A 17,377-nucleotide genomic window follows, 5' to 3' on the forward strand; every position below is an offset into this window, starting at 1 on the left:
TTCACATGATGTTTTTTGTCGAATTTCGGCATGTGCCAGTGCCGGGTGCATGCGCATGGCCCGGATGCTTATCATTTCCGAAAAGTTACGGCGATTTCAGCCAGGCGCGCGGAAACGGATCCGGCAACGCAGGCCGGCGGGCAGGGCAAGGTCCGGGTTCGGCAGCAGCAGCCGCACACCGAAGGTGCCACTCGCCGCATCCATCACGCGGTCCACCACGGAAACCCGCGCCGCATGCTCCCCGCCCACGGGCGCTTCAGGCAGCACCGTCGCAACATCGCCGGTTGCGATCTGGCCGTAGAAGGCGACGGGCAGGAACACCTCGACATGGATCGGGTCGATCTGTGCCAGGGTCAGAAGCTGCGCCTGCTCGTGCATGTATTCGCCGCCGGCCAGGTGGCGCTCCACCACGATCCCGTCCACCGGGCTCAGGATGCGTCGCTGCGCCACCTGTTCCTCCGCCCGCAGCAGTTCCGCCCGCGCGGCTTCCAGGTTCATGCGGGCGTCGCGCAGCGTCAGCGCCGCCACCCGCGCCTCGGTCGCTGCCTCGTCATACTCGCGCTCGCTGACGGCGGCGCTGGCGCGCAGGCGCTGGAGCCTGCCGGCACGGCGCTCGGCATACTCGGCGCGTTGTTCCGCACTGGCCACCGGCGCGTCATTCTCGGCGCGCACCCGCGCCAGCGCCAGGTTCGCCTCCTCCACCTCCGAGGCGAGCTGCGCCACCACATCGCCGCGCCGCACCACGTCGCCGCGCCCGACATTCACCGACCGGATCAGGCCGGTGACGGAGGCGCCGAGCTTCACGCGCTGCGCGGCATCCATCAGGCAGTCGAACGCGCCGTCGCGGAGCGAGGGTGCCGGCTGCGCCCCGGCCGTGCCGCCCAGGGCAAACAGAAGCAGCAACGGCGCGACGCAGCGCAGGTGCCTGACAACCCGCTTGTTCGTCATCATCCCCGCCCGGTCGTGACGCGGCCTAGCATCAGGCTTCGCGTGGGAAAGGCAACGGGTCCGCGCCGGCTTCTTGCCGCCCCTGGTCGCGCCCGATATCGTCCGCGCAACCCCGCGTTGACGGCCGAAGCACCGGCCGCGATCCCGCGGCACGAGGAGCACCGCCATGGCCCAGCCGCCGACCCAGCCGGAGATGAAGCTCGACACCTCGCAGCTGAAGAGCAGCTACTGCAACGTCTGCAGCGCCACCAGCACGCGGGAGGAAGTGGTGCTCACCTTCGGCGTCAACCAGAACTGGGACCTGCAGCAGCAGCAGGGCGGCGGGCCCATGGACGTGCAGCTGCTGCACCGCATCATCATGAGCCCGGTCGCCGCCAAGCGCTTCCACGACCTGCTGACCCGCCTGATGTCGGAGCATGAATCGCGGCACGGCACGCTGTAGCCGCGCCGCAGGCCGCGCGGATCAGGCCTCCGGCGCGGCGTCCGGGGCGGCGTCGAACTCGCCCTGCAATTCGGCCGTGCTGAGGATCAGCACCTTGCGCCCGTCCAGGATCTGCGGCGCCTGCTCGCGCAGTGCGGCCCAGCGCGCCTCCACCGCATCCAGCGCGGTGTCGAGGTCGTCGAAGCGCTCGAGTTCCGGCGCCGCCGTCCCGGCGGGACGCCAACGCAGATAGTACGGCCCGGCCTGGCTCATCGCGTCACGCTCTCCTGTTCCTGCCGCGCGTAAATCCCGGTCCGCCCCACCGGGTCAAGAGGGCTGGCCGGCGGCGACGCCGAGATGCCGCTCCAGCGCCGCGGCGTCGCGCAGCAGCGCGGCCGACTCCCCCGCATGCACGACGCGCCCGCGTTCCAGGATCACCGCACGATCGGTCACCGGCAGGATCTGGCGGGCGTGCTGCTCCACGATGATCGCGGCCATGCCTTCCTCCCGCACGATGCGCCGGATGGCCGCCAGCAGCGCCTGCACGATGACGGGCGCGAGGCCTTCCAGCGGCTCGTCCAGCAGCAGCAGGCGCGGGTTCAGCATCAGCGCGCGCGCCACGGCCAGCATCTGCTGCTCCCCGCCAGAAAGCTGGCTGCCGAGATTGCCGCGGCGCTCCGACAGGCGCGGGAACAGCTCGTACACCGCCGCGAGCGTCCAGCGCCCGGGCCGCGCCACCGCGGTGAGGTTCTCCTCCACCGTCAACGAACGGAACACGTTGCGCTCCTGCGGTACCCAGCCGAGGCCGGCCGCCGCGCGGCGTTCCGGCGGCAGGCGGTCCAGCACCGCGCCGGCGAAGCGGATGCTGCCCGCGCGCTGCCGCGCCACGCCCATCAGGGTCGCGATCAGCGTGGACTTGCCCGCGCCGTTGCGCCCGAGCAGCGCCAACGCCTCGCCTTCCCCCAGCGTCAGCGCAACATCCTCCAGCACGACGCCCTCGCCCCAGCCGGCCGAGACGTTTTCGAGCGCGAGCAGCCTCTCAGCCATGCGCGTCCTCGCCGAGATAGGCCTCGCGCACGCGCGGATCGCGCGCGATCGCATCGGGCGGGCCTTCCGCGAGCACTGCGCCCAGCGCGAGCACCGTGATGCGCTCGGCGAAGCGGAACACCAGGTCCATGTCGTGCTCGATCAGCAGCACCGCGACCTCGCGCGGCAGCGCGGCGATGGCGGCCATCACCTCCCGGCTTTCGGCGGGCGGCACGCCGGCGGCGGGTTCGTCCAGCAGCAGCACGCGCGGCTGCAAGGCGAGCGCCAGCGCGATCTCCAGCAGGCGCTGCCGGCCATAGGGCAGTTCGGAGGTCGCCCGCCGGCGCTCGGCTTCCGGGAAGGCCAGACGGTCCAGCAGCCGCGCCGCCTCCTCCCGCGGCTGCGCCATGCCGCGCAGCGTCCGCCACCAGGTGGTGCCGAGGCCGAGCCGTTCGGCGACGGCGAAGGTCACGGCTTCTTCCGGCGTGAATTCCGGAACCAGCTGGTTGACCTGGAAGGTGCGCGCGAGGCCGCGCGCCACGCGGGCATGCTGCGGCAGCGCGGTGATGTCCTCGCCGAGCAGGGCGATGCGCCCGGCGCTCGGCGCCAGCGCGCCGGAGAGCAGGTTGACGAAGGTGGTCTTGCCCGCGCCGTTCGGCCCGATCAGCGCATGCCGCGCGCCCGGTTCCAGCGCGAAATCCACGCCGTCCACCGCGGTGAAGCCGCCAAAATGCCGCGTGAGGCCGGTGGTCGCCAGCACGCTCATCGCCGCAGCAGCCGCCTGCCCAGCCCGACCAGGCCGCCGCGCCCGGCCAGCGCGACGACCACCAGCGCGACGCCGAACCAGAACTGCCAGAATTGCGGGCTGGCTTCCGACAGCGCGTGATGCGCCAGCGTGAAGGCCGTGGCGCCGAGCAGCGCGCCATACAGGCTGCCGAGCCCGCCCAGCACCAGCATCAGCAGCCCCTCGGCAGAGCGCTGGAAGGACAGCGCATCGAGCGAGGCGAATTGCGTGGTTTGCGCCAGCAGCGCGCCCGCCGCGCCGGCATAGGCCGCCGCGATCGCATAGGCCGCCGCCAGCCGCCGCTTCACCGGCACGCCGAGCGCTGCCGCACGCCGCGCATTGCCGCGGATGCCGCGCAGCGACAGCCCGAAGGGCGAGCGCACGATCAGCATCGCCAGGAGGAAAAGAAGGAAAAGCACCGCGAGGCTGTAGAGATAGGCGGTGCGGCCCCACAGGTCGAAGCGCCAGATGCCCAGCACCGGCCAGACCTCGACACCCTGCAACCCGTCCGCGCCGCCGGTGACGAAGGCCGCCTTGTTCGCGGCCTCGTACAGCATCAGCGAGATGCCGAGCGTCACCATCAGCCCCGCGAGATCCCCCGCGCGAAGCACCAGCGGCGCGGTCACCGCGCCGAGCAGCGCGGCGGCACCCATCGCCAGCAACAAGCCGCTGATCGGCTCCCCCCAACCCTGCTGCGCCAGGATGCCGGCGGTGTAGGCGCCAAGGCCGAAGAACGCCGCATGCCCCAGCGTCACGACGCCGGCATAGCCGACGAGGATGTCGAGCGACAGCGCGAACAGCGCCGCGATGGCAATGCCCGACAGCAGCGGCAGGAATTCCGGAAAGGCGAAGTAGGCGCCGACCGCCGCGACCCAGGGCAGCCCATGCAGCAGCGCGCGCACTATGCCGCCTTCTTCAGCAGCCCCTGCGGGCGCAGCAGCAGCAGCACGACCATGGCCGTGTAGATCACGAAGGCGCCGACCTGCGGCACGTAGTATTTGCCCAGCACGTCCACCACGCCCAGCAGCATCGCCGCCAGGAACGGCCCCATCACCGTGTTGGTGCCGCCCACCGCCACGACGATGAGGAAGTAGACCATGTATTTCAGCGGAAAGGTCGGATCGAGGCCCAGCACCTCCACCCCCAGCGCGCCGCCAAGCCCCGCGAGGGCCGAGCCGAGCGTGAAGGTCAGCGTGAAGATCCGCGGCACCGGCAGGCCCATCGCGCGCGCGACGACGCCGTCATCCACCGCCGCGCGCAGCCGCGCGCCGAAGCGCGTGCGCACCAGGCCGAAATGCAGCGCCGCCACCACCGCGCCGCAGAGCAGGATCAGGAAGATCCGGTAGCGCCCGAGCCCGACGCCGGCGAATTCCACCCGCCCGGAGAGCCACTCCGGCAACTGGATCAGCTGCTGCCGCGCGCCCATGAACCAGTCCACGACGGCGCCCAGGATGAACACCAGCCCGATCGAGAACAGCACCTGCTCCAGATGGTCGCTGCGGTAGATGCGCACATAAAGCGTGCGTTCCAGCACCCAGCCCAGCGCCGCCGCCGCGACCACCGCCGCGGCCACCGCCAGAAGGAACGGCACGCCGGCGTCGTTCAGCAGCACCACGCAGACATAGCCGCCGACCATGCCGAAGGCGCCATGCGCGAGGTTGACGACATTCATCAGGCCGAGCGTGACCGAGAGCCCGACGGCGAGGACGAACAGCAGCATGCCGCTCGCCACGCCATCGAGGAAGACCGAGAAGAAAGCGGCCATTCAAGCCGTGCGTTCATGCTGTCGCATGAACGCCCCTCAGACGCCGGGCGCCGGACATTCGTCCGGCTTGGCTTCGCGGCACGTGCCGCGGCCGCCCTTCGGCGGCTCGCCCCGCTGCGCGGGGCGCCTGGTTCGCGGTTCCGGCGGCCATGCCGGCGCTCAGATGTTCGGCCGCACCTGTGCGATGGTGTCGAACTCGATGTTCCAGATCTGCCCGTCGCGGCGCTCCGCCCGGCGGATGTACATGTCCTGGCGGATGTCGCGCGTGTCGGCCTCGATCGTCACCGGCCCGCGCGGGCTGGTCCAGGAAAGGCCCTTCGCCGCGGCGACCAGCTTCTCACCGTCGTCGCTGCCACCCGTGCGCTTCAGCATCTCCGCGATCAGGTGGACGCCGTCATAACCGCCGGCCGCCATGAAGTTCGGGCGCGCATTCGGCGCGATGCCGCGGAAGGCCTCCAGGAAGGCGCGGTTCTCCGCGCTGTCATGCGCGGCGGAATAGTGGTGCGCGGTCACCATGCCCAGCACGGGGTCGCCCATGTCGTTCAGGATATCGTCGTCCAGCACGTCGCCGGTGCCGATGGGCCTCACGCCCGCCTGCGCCAGGCCGCGCTCGGCGAACTGCTTCATCACCGCCGCGCCCTCGCCCGAGGGAACGAAGATGAACAGCCCCTGCGGCGCCGCGTCCCGCACGCGCTGCAGGAAGGGCGCGTAGTCCGGGTTGCGCAGCGGCGTGCGCAGTTCCGCCGTCACCTGGCCGCCATCGGCGGTGAACTGCTCCTTGAACGCCTTCTCGGCATCCAGGCCGGGGGCGTAATCCGTCACCATCGTCACCGCGCTGCGGATGCCGTTGCGCGCGGCCCATTGCGCCATGGGCTTGGTCGCCTGCGGCAGGGTGAAGCTGGTGCGCAGGATGAAGGGCGAGCGGCTGGGGATGATGCTGGTCGCCGCCGCCATCACCACCATCGGCACCTTGGCTTCCGTCGCGATCGGCGCCGCGGCGAGCGCCAGCGGCGTCAGCCCGAAGCCCGCCAGCGCCTTCACGCGTTCCCGCACCACCAGTTCCTGCGCCAGGCGGCGGGTCACGTCGGGCTGGGTGCCGGTGTCGTCGCGCAGCAGGATTTCCACCCGCCGCCCGCCGAAGCTCTCGCCATGCTGGCGCAGATAGGCGCGCACCGCGGCTTCGATCTGCCGCCCGGTGCTGGCGAAGGGGCCGGTCATCGGCAGGATCAGGCCGATGCGGAACACGCCGGACTGCGCGCGCGCCACGGAAGGCGCGCCAAGCGCCAGTGCGACCGCGCCAAGCCCGCGGCGCGTCAGGGTCAGGTGGGTCATCTGGTGTCCTCCCATTCCGATCCGGTCACGCGGCATCGGCGCCGCGGGCGATCAGCGCCGCGGGTCCCTCCGCCTCGCCGGATTCCAGGATCAGCCGCAGGTTGCGGCGTGCATTGTCCGCGTGTTCGCGTGCCAGCGCCTCGGCGCGGCTGCCCTGCCCCGCCTCCAGCGCCTCGACCAGCAGGTGATGCTGCTGATGCGCGAAAGTCAGCAGGCGCAGGCGCTGCGGCGCGCTGGCCGGGCTCGGCACGAGGGCGGAGGCGCTGGCGAAGGGCAGCGCCTGCACCAGAGCGAGCGCGCGGCTCAGCGCAGCATTGCCGGCAGCCTCCACGATGGCTGCATGCAGCGTGCCGTTCATCGCGACGTAGGCGTCGGTCGCCTCGGCATCCAGTACGCCACGCGCCAGTGCCGCATCGCCCTGGTCCAGCGCATCATGCAGCCGCCGCGAGAGGCCGCGCGGCACGCCATGCTCGGCCACCAGCCGCGCCGCCATGCCTTCCAGCTGCGCGCGCACCGCGATGGCGTCGTCGATCTCGCGCGCGGTGAAGGCGCGCACGGCGAAGCCGCCGCCCGGCGCCGGCACCGTCAGCCCTTCCGCCTGCAATTCCGACAGCGCCAGCCGCACCGGCGTGCGCGACATGCCCAGCGCCTCGGCCAGCGGGATCTCCGCCAGGCGCTCGCCGGCGCGCAGGCGGCCGGTGAAGATGCGGGAGCGCAGCTCGATCAGCGCGCGCGCCGCCTGGCCGCTCACCGCCACCGGCGACGAACCCCCGGCCCGGCCTGGCTGTTCCGCCCGGCGCGCATCGCAACCTCCCTGCTGCATCGCGGCGCATACCATCGCCGCTTCGCTGCATGCAAGGCGGTTCAGAGCGGCGAGCCGGCGCTTCCCTGCGGCTTCGCGCGCGCAGCATGGCGCGCCGCCCAGCCCTCGCCGCGCACCCAGGCGAGCAGGGTGTCCCAGTCCGGCTCCACGCCATCCAGCGCGCATTGGCTGCGCCACGCCAGCGCCAGCATGCAGGACAGCACCGGCACGCCGCCGTGGAAGGGGGTGCGGCTGATCGGCAGCAGCGTCGGCATGCCCGTGCCGAGCATTGCGATCGCATCCAGCCCGGTCGGATCCAGCGCCAGCAGCGCCTGGTGCGCGCCTTCTCCGCTCATCGCATAGATCGGATGGAACACGCCGTCCTGCAGGGCGCTGCCGGAGACACGCGCAACCTCGAAGCCGAGCGCGGTGAAATAGGCGATGCCGGCCTCCGTCAGGTCCTGCGGATAGGGGCTGACCAGGCCAATGCGCTTTGCGCCGAGCGCATGGAAGGCGTCGCGCACCGCATGGCCGGCAGTGACGAAGGGCACGCCGCGCGCGGCGGTGATGCGCGCGACCGCTGCCTCCTCCTCCGCCACGCCGGCGAAATACGAGGCGCCGGTGCAGGCGAAGGCGATGGCGCCGATGGGGGCGTTGGCGAACTGGTCCGACCAGGCCTCGAGCGAGGCGAGGTAGTCCAGCAGCCGCGCGATGATGGTGGGCTTCGTGCTGGTCATGCGCGCGTTCAGCATCGCCGTGCCGGGCGGCAGCAGCGCCGCGAATTCCGGCTCCACCGTGGTGTTCGCCTGCGGCGTCAGCACGCCGAGCAGGCCGCGCGGAGCGTATTCCACCGCCATGGCTCAATCCCTTCCCGTCAGCCGTGCGACGATTGGCCGCGGCTCCGCCGGATCGGCCGTGCCGCGCCATCCCACATGCCCGTCCGGCCGCACCAGAATGAGGCGCGGCCCTTCCAGCACGGCGGCGTCGCAGCGCTGCGTGTTCACGGGCACGCCTGCGTCGCGCAGCGCGGCCAGAAGCCGCGGCGCCTCAGCGTCCATGCCGGCGCCAATGAGCGAAAAGCCGGAGCCGAGCAGGTCCAGCGTGCTGCGCCCATCCGGCAGCCAGGCATGCGGGAAGCGGCTGCCGGGCCAGGTGGAGGGCACCACCTGGTTCGGATCGTCGGGCGGCTCGTAGGTGCCGTCCGGGACGATCGCCGGGCTGTCCGCGTAGCGGTAGCCGAGATGCACGCCCGCGCTGTTGAACTGCCGCGACATCCAGGCGATCCGCTGCTTGAGCCGCGCGCGTGATGCCGCGCCGCGTTCGCTGTCCTCGCCGATCCAGGCGGGCGTTTCCGCCATCACCATGTCGATGCGGTCGGAGTTGGTCGCGGAGATGATGGAGTTGCGGATCGCCACCGGCTTGCGCTCGGCCTCGTAGCTGTCCAGCAGCTTATCGCCCGCCCAGCCTTCGCGAATGGCCGACAACTTCCAGGCGAGGTCGCAGGCGTCGCCGATGCCGGTGTTCATGCCGACGCCGCCGGTGGGGACGAACAGATGCGCTGCGTCGCCGGCAAGGAACACGCGCCCGCGTCGCCACTCCGCCGCGACGGACTGGTGATGATGCCAATGCGTGGTGCCGACCAGCTCGAACTCAAAGCGCGCGCCCATGGCGGCGTGCAGGACGGTGGCGGGGTCGTCGGCGCCCTCCCGCGCGGGATCGGCCCAGTAGAACTGGTAGTTCCACAGCTCCCGCCCGTCGATCGCGGTGAAGACGCCGTAGCAGCCGGGCGTGAAGCAGAAATACAGGTTCGCCAGCCCCTTCCCATGCGCGCGCAGGAAATCGGCGCTGCGGAACAGGAAGGAGAGATTGCTGCGCATCCGCCCGCGCCCGACCATGGGTACGCCAAGCGTCTTGCGTACCAGCGACGCGCCGCCGTCGCAGCCGACCAGGTACTCCGCCTCCACCTGCTCGGTCGCGCCGGCCTCGTCCTCCAGCGTCGCCAGCACATGGTCGCCGCGATCCTCGAAGGCCGCGAGGCGCCAGCCATGGCGCATCGTCAGCGGCGACAGACCCTGCGCGTGGCGCAGCAGCACCGGCTCCAGCGCCTGCTGCCCGATCTGCGTCTTGCCATAGGGCGACCAGGCCAGTTCGCGCCATCGCGCCGCCGCTTCCGGATCGCGCGCGCGGATGCGCGCTACCGGGGGCGAGGCGAAGCGGTGGATCTCATGCCCCGCCAGGCGGTCGCAGAAGACGATGTAGTAGGCATCGTTCTGCGGCATGCAGGCTTCGTAGACCTGCTCGTCCAGCCCCCAGCGCCGGAACAGCTCCATCGAGCGTGCGCCGAGTAGCGTCGCCTTCGGATGCTGCGTCGGGCCGTGCCGCGGCTCCACCAGCAGCGAGGGCACGCCGCGATGCGCCAGGTCGATGCCGAGCGTCAGCCCCACCGGCCCGCCGCCGGCGATCAGTACCGGCACACGTCGCGGCATCGGCATCTCCACCTGTTGACCCGAGGGTAGCCAGCGTATCGCATGCCGACAATCGGCTCCGGACGGCATCTTCCGTCTCGACGCACCCGCCCCGCAATGCAAGGCTCGCGCGTCACGGTTTGGGATGTGCGCAGATGGCAAGAAGGCTGCGGATCGGCCTCGATGTCGGCGGAACCTTCACCGACCTTGCCCTTGTGGACGAGGCGACGGGCCGCATCACCTTCCACAAGGTGCCCTCGACGCCGCACGATCCCTCGGAAGCCATCGAGACCGGCATCATCGGCCTGCTCGCCCGGGCGCAAGGCGCGGCGGCGGAGGTGGTGTTCCTCGGCCACGGCACGACGGTCGCGACCAACATGGTGATCGAGCGCCGCGGCGCGCGCACCGGGTTGCTGACGACGAAAGGCTTCCGCGACGTGCTGGAGATCGGCCGCCAGACGCGCCCGCATCTCTACGACTATACGGTGAAGCGCCCGGAGCCGCTGGTGCCGCGCCGCCGCCGCATCGAGATCGCGGAACGCCTGGCCGCCGAAGGCACCGTGCTGCAGGCGCTGGACGAGGCCGAGGTGGAGCAGGCCGCGCGCGCGCTGCTGGCGCAGGGCGTGGAGGCGATCGCCGTCGGCTTCCTGCATGCCTGGCGCGACCCGCGGCACGAGGCGGCGGCGAAGCGCGTGCTGCAACGCATCGCGCCCGAGGCGTATCTCTCGATCTCGGCCGAGGTGCTGCCGGAATTCCGTGAGTTCGACCGCTTCTCCACCACCGTGATGAACGCCTATGTCGGCCCGCGCATGGCGCGCTACCTCGACAAGCTGCAGGCGCGGCTGAAGGGCTCGGGCATCGCGCCGGGCCCCTACACCGTGCATTCGAATGGCGGGCTGATGTCGGTGGCGACGGCCGGCGCGGCGCCGGTGCGCACCTGCCTCTCCGGCCCGGCCGCCGGCGTGATCGGCGCGGCGGTGGTCGCGGGCGCGGCGGGATTTCCGAATGTCGTCACTTTCGATGTCGGCGGCACTTCCACCGATGTTTCGGTGATCGCGGATGGCGCGCCGACCTCCACCTCCTCGCGCGACGTCGCGGGGCATCCGGTGAAGGTGCCGGCGATCGGCATCGACGTGATCGGCGCGGGCGGCGGCAGCGTCGCCTTCATCGATGCCGGCGGCGCGCTGAAGGTAGGGCCGCGCAGCGTTGGCGCGCATCCGGGACCGGTGGCCTATGGCAAGGGCGGCACGGAACCGACGCTGACGGATGCGAACATCGTGCTCGGCCGGCTCGATCCCATCGCCCTGCTGCGCGGAGCAATGCCGGTGGATGCGGCGGCGGCGCGGCGCGCGGTGGAGGAGAAGATCGCGACGCCGCTGCGCCTGAGCGTGGAGGAAGCGGCGCTCGGCATCATCCGCGTGGCCGTCGCGAATATGGGCCGCGCGATCCGCGGCGTGACGACGGAGCGCGGCTATGCGCCGGAACGCTTCGCGCTCTTCGCCTATGGCGGCGCCGGCCCGCTGCACGCGACGGAAGTCGCCGCCGAATGCGGCATCCCCGTCGTCGTCGTGCCGCGCGAGCCCGGCACCATGTGCGCGCGCGGCATCCTGCTGGCGGACATCGCGCTGGATTTCGTCCGCACTGCCATCGCGCCGCTGGACGAGGCAAGCTGGTCCAACGCCGCCGCGCTGTTCGCGGAGATGGAGCGCGACGCGCAAGCCTGGCTGGAGGGCGAAGGCGTGCCGCAGTCGCAGCGCGACGCCAGCTGCGCGGTGGACCTGCGCTACGACGGGCAGAATTTCGAGGTTCGGGTCAAGCTGCCCGAAGGCGGCATGGACCTGCCCGCGTTGATGGATGCCTTCGCGGCGGAGCATGAGCGCACCTATGGCTACGCCATTCCCGGCCGCACCGTGGAGCTGGTGAATTGCCGCCTCACCGCGCTGGGCCGCGTGCCGCGCGGCGCGCCGGAACCGCCGCCGCAGGAGGGCTCGCCGGAGGCCGCGCGGATCGGCGCGCGCCAGGTCTATTTTGACCGCGAGATCGGCTGGCGCGACACGCCGGTCTATGACCGCGACCGCCTCCCCGCCGGCGCGCGCCTGACCGGCCCCGCGGTAATCGAGGAAATGAGCGCCACCACCGTCGCCTTCCCCGGCCAGCTTGTGGAACTGGATGCCGAGGGGAACATCGTGCTGCGCCAGACCGCCCGCAGCGCCGCATCGCAGGAGGCGCTGGCCCATGCCTGACACGAACCCGACCCCCGCCGCCGACCCGGTGGCGATGGAGGTCTTCGCCAACCGCCTGCTCTCCATCACCGAGGAGATGGGCCACATCCTGATCCGCGCCTCCTTCTCCACCAACATCAAGGAGCGCAAGGACTGCTCGGTCGGCATGTTCGACGCGAAGGGTCGCTGCATCGCGCAGGCCGCGCATATGCCGCTGCATCTGGGATCGCTGCTCGGCGCCGTGCGCAGCGTGCTGGAACACACGCCGGTCGAGGCGATGAAGGATGGCGACGCCTTCGTCTGCAACGACGTGTTCCTCGCGCGCGGCACGCACCAGCCGGACATCACCATCGTTACGCCGATCTTCTTCGAGGGGCGCGTGGCGTTTTTCGCGGTGAACACGGGCCACCATTCCGATGTGGGCGGCCCCTATCCCGGCTCCATGTCGCAGGCGGCGCGTTCGATCTTCGAGGAAGGGCTGCGCATCCCAGTGATGCGCATCGCGCGCCAAGGCGAGGTAGACGAGGATCTGCTGCGGATGATCGCGCACAACTCGCGCGAGCCGGTGGAGCGCACGCTCGATCTCCGCGCGCAGATCGCGGTGAACCGCCGCGGCGCCGACCTGATGCTGCGCCTGGTGGCGGCGGACGGCATCGAGGCGGTGGAACGCGCGATCGACGACCTCATCGCCTACACCGCGCGGCGCCTGCGCGCGCGCATCGCCGCCATGCCCGATGGCGAATGGCATGGCGAGCGCTGGATGGATTCCGACGGCGTGCCGGGGGGCGAGAAGATCAGGCTTGCCGTGCGCGTGGCCGTGAAGGGCAGCGACCTGCTGCTGGATTTCGAAGGCTCGGCGCCCCAGGCGCGCGGGGCGATGAATGTCGCGGGCGTGGCGCTGGAAGCAACCTGCTACTACGCGGTGAAGGCGCTGCTCGATCCCGACCTGCCGGCCAACAGCGGCTTGTTCGAGACCGTGCGCCTGACGGCGCCCGAGGGCAGCATCCTGAACCCGCGCTTTCCCGCGGCGACCGCGGTGCGCGCCATCACCTGCAACCGCGCATCCGGCGCGATCTTCGACGCGATGAACCGCGCCGTGCCGCCGGAGCGGCGCATGGCGATGAGCCATGATTCCGTGCCGCTGCTGCTGGTCGCCGGGGAGCGGCGCAATGGCGGTCCTTACGTGTATCTCGAGACGCTCGCCGGCGGCATCGGCGCGACCTGCGGCGCGGATGGCGCGGACGCCGCGCAGGTGCACACGGTGAACTCGTCCAACCTGCCGGCGGAGGCGCTGGAGATCGAGTATCCGCTGCTGGTGGATGAATACGCGCTGGTCGCGGATTCCGGCGGTGCCGGTCGTTGGCGCGGCGGGCTCGGCCTGGCACGCCAGATTTCTTCTCGAGTGGACGGATCGCTGCTGACGGCGCGCGGCGAAGGCTATGTCACGGACGCGCCGGGCTGCGAGGGCGGACTGCCCGGGGGCCTCGCCCGGCTGCGCCATCGCCCCGGCACGCCGCAGGAAGCCCCGCTGCCCACCGCCACCACCGCGATGCGGCTCACGGCCGGCGAGGCGGTGCGCATCCAGACGCCCGGCGGCGGCGGCTTCGGTGCGCCCTCGCAGCGCGATCCGCAGGGGCTGGCCGCGGACATCCATGACGGCAAAGTTTCCAGGGAGGCCGCCGAGCGCGACTACGGCACGGCCCATGTCCAACAGGCTCTCGCAGGATGGGAAGACAGGTCATGACGCTTCGTCTCTCGCGCCGCACGCTGCTCGCAGCGGCCGCGCTGCCCGCGCCGGCGCTCGCGCAGGGCGCCTACCCTACACGGCCGATCCGTCTCGTCGTGCCCTTCGCCGCCGGCGGCGGCACCGACATCGTCGCGCGCATCTACGCGCAGAAGATGACGGAGCTGCTGGGCCAGCCGATGGTGGTGGAGAACCGTGCCGGCGCGGGCGGCAATCTTGGCATCGAGAACATCGTGCGTTCCGCGCCGGACGGCTATTCGCTGGTGCTGTCCAGCAACGGGCCGGTCGCGGTGAACCGGCACCTGTTCAAGGACATGAATTTCGATCCGTCGAAGGATCTCGCGCCGGTCTCGCTGACCTTCCGCATCGAACAGGCGCTTGTGGTGAATCCTTCGCTGCCGGTGAACAGCGTTCAGGAGTTCATCGCCCTGGCGAAGCAGCGGGAGCTGACCTGGGGTTCCGGCGGCACCGGCAGCTCGCTGCACCTGGCCGGCGAGTTGTTCAAGCTGCGCGCCGGCGTGAACCTGGTGCATGTGCCCTATCGCGGCGGCGCGCCGGCGATGAACGATCTCGTCGCCGGCAACATCAACGCGATGTTCGACAGCCTGCCCTCGCTCGTGCCGCAGCTGCGCGGCGGGCGGATCAAGGGGCTGGCGATCTGCGCTGCGCAGCGTCATCCGCTGGTGCCGGAGTTGCCGACGATGCAGGAGGCCGGCGTGCCGAACTACGTCGCCGGCACCTGGGGCGCGGTGTTCGCGCCCGCCGGCACGCCGGAGCCGATCATCGCGCGCCTGGCCGCCGCCACGAAGGAGGCGCTGACGCATGAGCCGACCAAGGCCGCGCTCGCCCGTGCCGGCGGCGACGCGCTGTACAGCACGCCGGCCGAGTTGTCCGAGACGTTGCAGCGCGAAATTGCCCTCTGGGGCCAGGTCGTCCGCGAGGCCAACATCACCGTGGGCTGAACGAACGGAGGGGTCCGGGGACGATCATCGTCCCCGGATTCTCTTGTTCGTTTTTCAGTAGCCTCGGTCGCGCTGGACCACCTGTTCCAGGGGCGTATCGTCGAGGTAGCGCTGGATGTTTTGCGCGAAGGCCGCCATGCAGCGCGTGCCATAGGCGGTCGGGTCGTACACCCCGCAATGCGCCGTGATGATCAGGTTCGGCGTGTCCCAGAGCGGGCTGTCGGCGGGCAGCGGTTCCTGCGTCAGCGCATCCAGCACCGCGCCGCCCAGGCTGCCCTCGCGCAGCTTCGCGGCCAGCGCGCCTTCGTCGAGCTGCTCGCCGCGGCCGATATTCACCACGCCCGCGTGGCGCGGCAGCGCGTCCAGCTCCGTGCGGCCGACCAGGCCGTGCGTCTCCGGCGTGAGCGGCAGCGCGATGATGAGGAAGTCGGCGTCGGGCAGGTGGCGCCGGAAGTCCCCGCCCGCGGTCATCACATCCACATCCGGGTGCGTGCGGCCGGAGCGGCTGTTCCCGATCACGCGCATGCCCTGCGCCTTCAGCGCGCGCGCCGCCGCGCCGCCGAGCGCGCCCATGCCGAGGATCAGCACGGTCTTTCCCGTCACCGTGCCGCCGGCGCGCGGCGCCCAGCGATGCGCGCGCTGCGCCGTGACCAGGTGCGGGATGGCGTTGTTCAGCATCAGCACCGCGGCCAGCGCGAATTCCGCCACCTTCGGCACATGCGTCCCGCTCGCATTGGTGAGGGTGACATGCGCGGGGATGTCGAGCTTCAGCAGCCCTTCCACGCCCGCGCTGGTGTAGCTGATCCAGCGCAGATTCGGCGCGCGCCGGGCCAGGTCGTGCAACGGCGCGCTGCCCGTCAGGAACAGCACCTCGGCCTCGGCCAGCGCCGACCCCAGCGCATCGTCCGTGCCCCCATGGCTCAGCGCGATGCGCGGACCGAGCGGCGCCAGCGCCGCGCGCAGCTTCGCCTCGGTGAACTGGTCGGCGAGGTTCGCCTGCGGGCTGACATGCGCATGGACGCGCAGGGGATGTTGTCGCGTCATTCGATCCTGACGTTGTTCTCGCGGATGATCCGGCCGTAGCTCTGCGTCTGTTCACGCAGGCGGTTGCGGAAGGCGGCCGCGCCATCCGCCTGCACCTCGCCGCCGATCTGCTGGATGCGCGCCTTCACCGCGGGCTCGGCGAGCACCGCCGCGATCTCCTGCTCCAGCCGCGCGACCATCGCCGGCGGCGTCTGGCCCTGCACCAGGATGCCCTGCCAGGTGCCCGCATCCGGCTCCGGCCAGCCGAGTTCGCGGAAGGTGGGCAGGTTCGGCAAATTGTCGAAGCGTTTCGGCCCGGTCACGGCGATGCCGCGCATCTGGTTCTGCACCACGTAGTTCATCGACTGCGTCGCGCCCGCCATGGTCAGGTTGGATTCGTTCGACACCAGCGAGAGCAGCGCCGGCGCGCCGCCGCGATAAGGCACATGCTCCATCGCCCCGCCCCAATGCGAGGCGAGCGCCAGCGCCACCAGATGCGTCAGCGTGCCGGTCCCGGAATTGGCCGCGTTCAGCTTGCCCGGATTGGCCTTCGCATAGGCCGCAAGCTCCTGCGCATTCTGCACCGGCAGCGTGTTGTTCACCGCCAGGATGTAGGGCGCGTAGACCACCATCTGCACCGGCGCCAGGTCGCGTTCCGCATCGAAGGGCAGGCGCGGGAACAGCCAGGGATTGGTGGCAAGGACGGAGATGTCCAGCAGCACCATCATGTGCCCGTCCGGCCGGCTCTTCGCCACCGCATCGGCGCCGATATTGCCGCCGGCGCCGGGCCGGTTCTCCACGACGACGTTCTGCCCGATGCGCGCCTGCAGCGAGGGCGCGATCAGCCGCGCCAGGATGTCGCTGGTGCCGCCCGGGCCGAAGGGCACGATGATGCGGACGGTCTGGTTGAAGCTCTGCGCGCGCAGCGCGGGTGCGTGCAGCAGGGCCGGCGCGCCGGCGGCGGCCAGCAGAAGCTTGCGGCGTTGCATGGTCGTTTCCTTCCCGATGGGCCGCCCGACGGCATCCCGCCGCAAGTCTCGGCTGGCTGCGGCGCAAGTCAATGGGGAGCCTGTCCAGCGCGCGGCCGCCCGCTACAATGGCCCGGCAAGGAGACGACGATGCGGCTGGCGGTCATCACGGATATCCACGGCAATGTCGCGGCGCTGGAAGCCGTGCTGGATGACATCGCGGCCCGCGGCATCACCCACATCGTCTGCCTCGGCGACTGCGCATCCGGCATGATGTGGCCGGGCGAGACAACGGCGTTGCTGATGGACCGCGCCATCCCGACCGTGCGCGGCAATCACGACCGCTGGATCACGGAACACGGGCCGGACCACAAGCCGGGCCAGGACGCGGTCGCGCATGCGGAGTGCACGCCCGATCAGCGCGCCTGGCTCTTTGCCCTGCCGGAGCGCGTCGTGCCCGCGCCCGGCGTGCTGGCCTGCCACGCCACGCCCCACAACGACATCCAGAACCTGCTGGAGGAGCCGGTGGGCGGCCGCCTGGTGCCGGCCCCCGTCGCGGTCGTGCAGGAACGCCTCGGCGCCGATGGCATGGGCGCGCGCATCGTGCTTTGCGGCCACAGCCACCAATCCGGCGTGGTGCGCATTCCCGGCGGCCCGCTGGTGGTCAATCCCGGCGCGCTCGGCCTGCCCGGCTTCCGCATCACGCGCGGCGACAACCCCCACGTCGCCGAGGCCCGCTCCCCGCATGCGCGCTACGCCGTGCTGACGCTGGACGAAGGCGGCGCCGACCGCGTGGACCTGCTGGCCGTTCCCTATGACTGGGAGAGCGCGGCCCGCAAGGCGGAGGCACGCAACGCGCCGGCCTGGGCGCATGTGCTGCGCACGGGGTTCATGCCCGCGCCCCACTGAAAGGCG

At 71.3% G+C, this 17,377-nt stretch carries 17 protein-coding genes; 5 read left to right on the forward strand and 12 right to left on the reverse strand.

Annotated features, from left to right (window positions below):
- Positions 1–96: 96 nt before the first annotated feature.
- A complete protein-coding gene (locus E4T13_RS21270) occupies positions 97–948 on the reverse strand; it encodes an efflux RND transporter periplasmic adaptor subunit (protein ID WP_170985131.1) in 852 nt (283 codons plus the stop codon).
- Positions 949–1,114: 166 nt separating this feature from the next.
- Between E4T13_RS21270 and E4T13_RS21275 the strand changes: the two genes are divergently transcribed.
- Positions 1,115–1,390: a DUF3467 domain-containing protein gene (locus tag E4T13_RS21275; RefSeq protein ID WP_137180353.1), complete on the forward strand. Its 276-nt coding sequence runs from the start codon at positions 1,115–1,117 to the stop codon at positions 1,388–1,390.
- A 21-nt stretch (positions 1,391–1,411) separates the two neighbouring features.
- Here the strand turns inward: E4T13_RS21275 and E4T13_RS21280 are convergent, their stop codons facing one another.
- The 9 genes from E4T13_RS21280 to E4T13_RS21320 form a co-directional block, all read right to left on the reverse strand.
- Entirely contained in the window at positions 1,412–1,642 is a 231-nt protein-coding gene (locus E4T13_RS21280) for a hypothetical protein (RefSeq protein ID WP_137180354.1), read from the reverse strand.
- 54 nt (positions 1,643–1,696) lie between these two features.
- A complete protein-coding gene (locus E4T13_RS21285; protein ID WP_137180355.1) occupies positions 1,697–2,416 on the reverse strand; it encodes an ABC transporter ATP-binding protein in 720 nt (239 codons plus the stop codon).
- The gene (locus E4T13_RS21290; RefSeq protein ID WP_137180356.1) at positions 2,409–3,161 is read right to left on the reverse strand and encodes an ABC transporter ATP-binding protein; all 753 of its coding nucleotides are present in this window, start codon (positions 3,159–3,161) and stop codon (positions 2,409–2,411) included. Before E4T13_RS21290 ends, E4T13_RS21285 begins: the two co-directional genes overlap by 8 nt.
- Entirely contained in the window at positions 3,158–4,081 is a 924-nt protein-coding gene (locus tag E4T13_RS21295; RefSeq protein WP_240791231.1) for a branched-chain amino acid ABC transporter permease, read from the reverse strand. Before E4T13_RS21295 ends, E4T13_RS21290 begins: the two co-directional genes overlap by 4 nt.
- Positions 4,081–4,944: a branched-chain amino acid ABC transporter permease gene (locus tag E4T13_RS21300; RefSeq protein WP_137180358.1), complete on the reverse strand. Its 864-nt coding sequence runs from the start codon at positions 4,942–4,944 to the stop codon at positions 4,081–4,083. Before E4T13_RS21300 ends, E4T13_RS21295 begins: the two co-directional genes overlap by 1 nt.
- Before the next feature lie 159 nt (positions 4,945–5,103).
- Positions 5,104–6,276, reverse strand: a complete 1,173-nt coding sequence (locus tag E4T13_RS21305) for an ABC transporter substrate-binding protein (RefSeq protein ID WP_137180359.1) — start codon at positions 6,274–6,276, stop codon at positions 5,104–5,106.
- Between the two features lie 25 nt (positions 6,277–6,301).
- Positions 6,302–7,033 (reverse strand): GntR family transcriptional regulator, encoded by a 732-nt coding sequence (locus E4T13_RS21310; RefSeq protein WP_206030265.1) that lies wholly within the window; start codon positions 7,031–7,033, stop codon positions 6,302–6,304.
- 107 nt (positions 7,034–7,140) lie between these two features.
- Positions 7,141–7,935: an aspartate/glutamate racemase family protein gene (locus E4T13_RS21315; RefSeq protein WP_137180361.1), complete on the reverse strand. Its 795-nt coding sequence runs from the start codon at positions 7,933–7,935 to the stop codon at positions 7,141–7,143.
- A gap of 3 nt (positions 7,936–7,938) precedes the next feature.
- Positions 7,939–9,564 (reverse strand): FAD-dependent monooxygenase, encoded by a 1,626-nt coding sequence (locus tag E4T13_RS21320; protein ID WP_170985132.1) that lies wholly within the window; start codon positions 9,562–9,564, stop codon positions 7,939–7,941.
- Between the two features lie 134 nt (positions 9,565–9,698).
- Between E4T13_RS21320 and E4T13_RS21325 the strand changes: the two genes are divergently transcribed.
- From E4T13_RS21325 to E4T13_RS21335, 3 genes are read left to right on the forward strand one after another with little or no spacing between them, the layout of a single operon-like run.
- On the forward strand, positions 9,699–11,786 hold the full coding sequence (locus tag E4T13_RS21325) for a hydantoinase/oxoprolinase family protein (protein WP_137180363.1): 2,088 nt from the start codon (positions 9,699–9,701) through the stop codon (positions 11,784–11,786).
- Entirely contained in the window at positions 11,779–13,509 is a 1,731-nt protein-coding gene (locus E4T13_RS21330) for a hydantoinase B/oxoprolinase family protein (protein ID WP_137180364.1), read from the forward strand. The genes E4T13_RS21325 and E4T13_RS21330 overlap by 8 nt, the downstream gene beginning before the upstream one ends.
- Positions 13,506–14,471, forward strand: a complete 966-nt coding sequence (locus E4T13_RS21335) for a tripartite tricarboxylate transporter substrate binding protein (RefSeq protein ID WP_137180365.1) — start codon at positions 13,506–13,508, stop codon at positions 14,469–14,471. Before E4T13_RS21330 ends, E4T13_RS21335 begins: the two co-directional genes overlap by 4 nt.
- 54 nt (positions 14,472–14,525) lie before the next feature.
- On the opposite strand, the gene E4T13_RS21340 is transcribed toward E4T13_RS21335, so the two are convergent.
- Together E4T13_RS21340 and E4T13_RS21345 are read right to left on the reverse strand one after the other, a co-directional pair.
- A complete protein-coding gene (locus E4T13_RS21340; protein WP_137180366.1) occupies positions 14,526–15,515 on the reverse strand; it encodes a D-2-hydroxyacid dehydrogenase in 990 nt (329 codons plus the stop codon).
- Positions 15,512–16,483 (reverse strand): tripartite tricarboxylate transporter substrate binding protein, encoded by a 972-nt coding sequence (locus E4T13_RS21345; protein WP_137180367.1) that lies wholly within the window; start codon positions 16,481–16,483, stop codon positions 15,512–15,514. The genes E4T13_RS21340 and E4T13_RS21345 overlap by 4 nt, the downstream gene beginning before the upstream one ends.
- 129 nt (positions 16,484–16,612) lie before the next feature.
- Here E4T13_RS21345 and E4T13_RS21350 point away from each other — a divergent pair, with 129 nt between their 5' ends.
- Positions 16,613–17,371: a metallophosphoesterase gene (locus tag E4T13_RS21350; RefSeq protein WP_137180368.1), complete on the forward strand. Its 759-nt coding sequence runs from the start codon at positions 16,613–16,615 to the stop codon at positions 17,369–17,371.
- Positions 17,372–17,377: the final 6 nt, after the last annotated feature.

It is taken from the genome of Roseomonas sp. AR75, from assembly GCF_005222815.1.
GTDB lineage: Bacteria > Pseudomonadota > Alphaproteobacteria > Acetobacterales > Acetobacteraceae > Falsiroseomonas.

Coding starts and splice junctions, on each gene's coding strand:
- E4T13_RS21270 (WP_170985131.1), bottom strand. CDS start 948: ATGACGAACAAGCGGGTTGTCAGGCACCTGCGCTGCGTCGCGCCGTTG.
- E4T13_RS21275 (WP_137180353.1), top strand. CDS start 1,115: ATGGCCCAGCCGCCGACCCAGCCGGAGATGAAGCTCGACACCTCGCAG.
- E4T13_RS21280 (WP_137180354.1), bottom strand. CDS start 1,642: ATGAGCCAGGCCGGGCCGTACTATCTGCGTTGGCGTCCCGCCGGGACG.
- E4T13_RS21285 (WP_137180355.1), bottom strand. CDS start 2,416: ATGGCTGAGAGGCTGCTCGCGCTCGAAAACGTCTCGGCCGGCTGGGGC.
- E4T13_RS21290 (WP_137180356.1), bottom strand. CDS start 3,161: ATGAGCGTGCTGGCGACCACCGGCCTCACGCGGCATTTTGGCGGCTTC.
- E4T13_RS21300 (WP_137180358.1), bottom strand. CDS start 4,944: ATGGCCGCTTTCTTCTCGGTCTTCCTCGATGGCGTGGCGAGCGGCATG.
- E4T13_RS21305 (WP_137180359.1), bottom strand. CDS start 6,276: ATGACCCACCTGACCCTGACGCGCCGCGGGCTTGGCGCGGTCGCACTG.
- E4T13_RS21315 (WP_137180361.1), bottom strand. CDS start 7,935: ATGGCGGTGGAATACGCTCCGCGCGGCCTGCTCGGCGTGCTGACGCCG.
- E4T13_RS21320 (WP_170985132.1), bottom strand. CDS start 9,564: ATGCCGCGACGTGTGCCGGTACTGATCGCCGGCGGCGGGCCGGTGGGG.
- E4T13_RS21325 (WP_137180363.1), top strand. CDS start 9,699: ATGGCAAGAAGGCTGCGGATCGGCCTCGATGTCGGCGGAACCTTCACC.
- E4T13_RS21330 (WP_137180364.1), top strand. CDS start 11,779: ATGCCTGACACGAACCCGACCCCCGCCGCCGACCCGGTGGCGATGGAG.
- E4T13_RS21335 (WP_137180365.1), top strand. CDS start 13,506: ATGACGCTTCGTCTCTCGCGCCGCACGCTGCTCGCAGCGGCCGCGCTG.
- E4T13_RS21340 (WP_137180366.1), bottom strand. CDS start 15,515: ATGACGCGACAACATCCCCTGCGCGTCCATGCGCATGTCAGCCCGCAG.
- E4T13_RS21345 (WP_137180367.1), bottom strand. CDS start 16,483: ATGCAACGCCGCAAGCTTCTGCTGGCCGCCGCCGGCGCGCCGGCCCTG.
- E4T13_RS21350 (WP_137180368.1), top strand. CDS start 16,613: ATGCGGCTGGCGGTCATCACGGATATCCACGGCAATGTCGCGGCGCTG.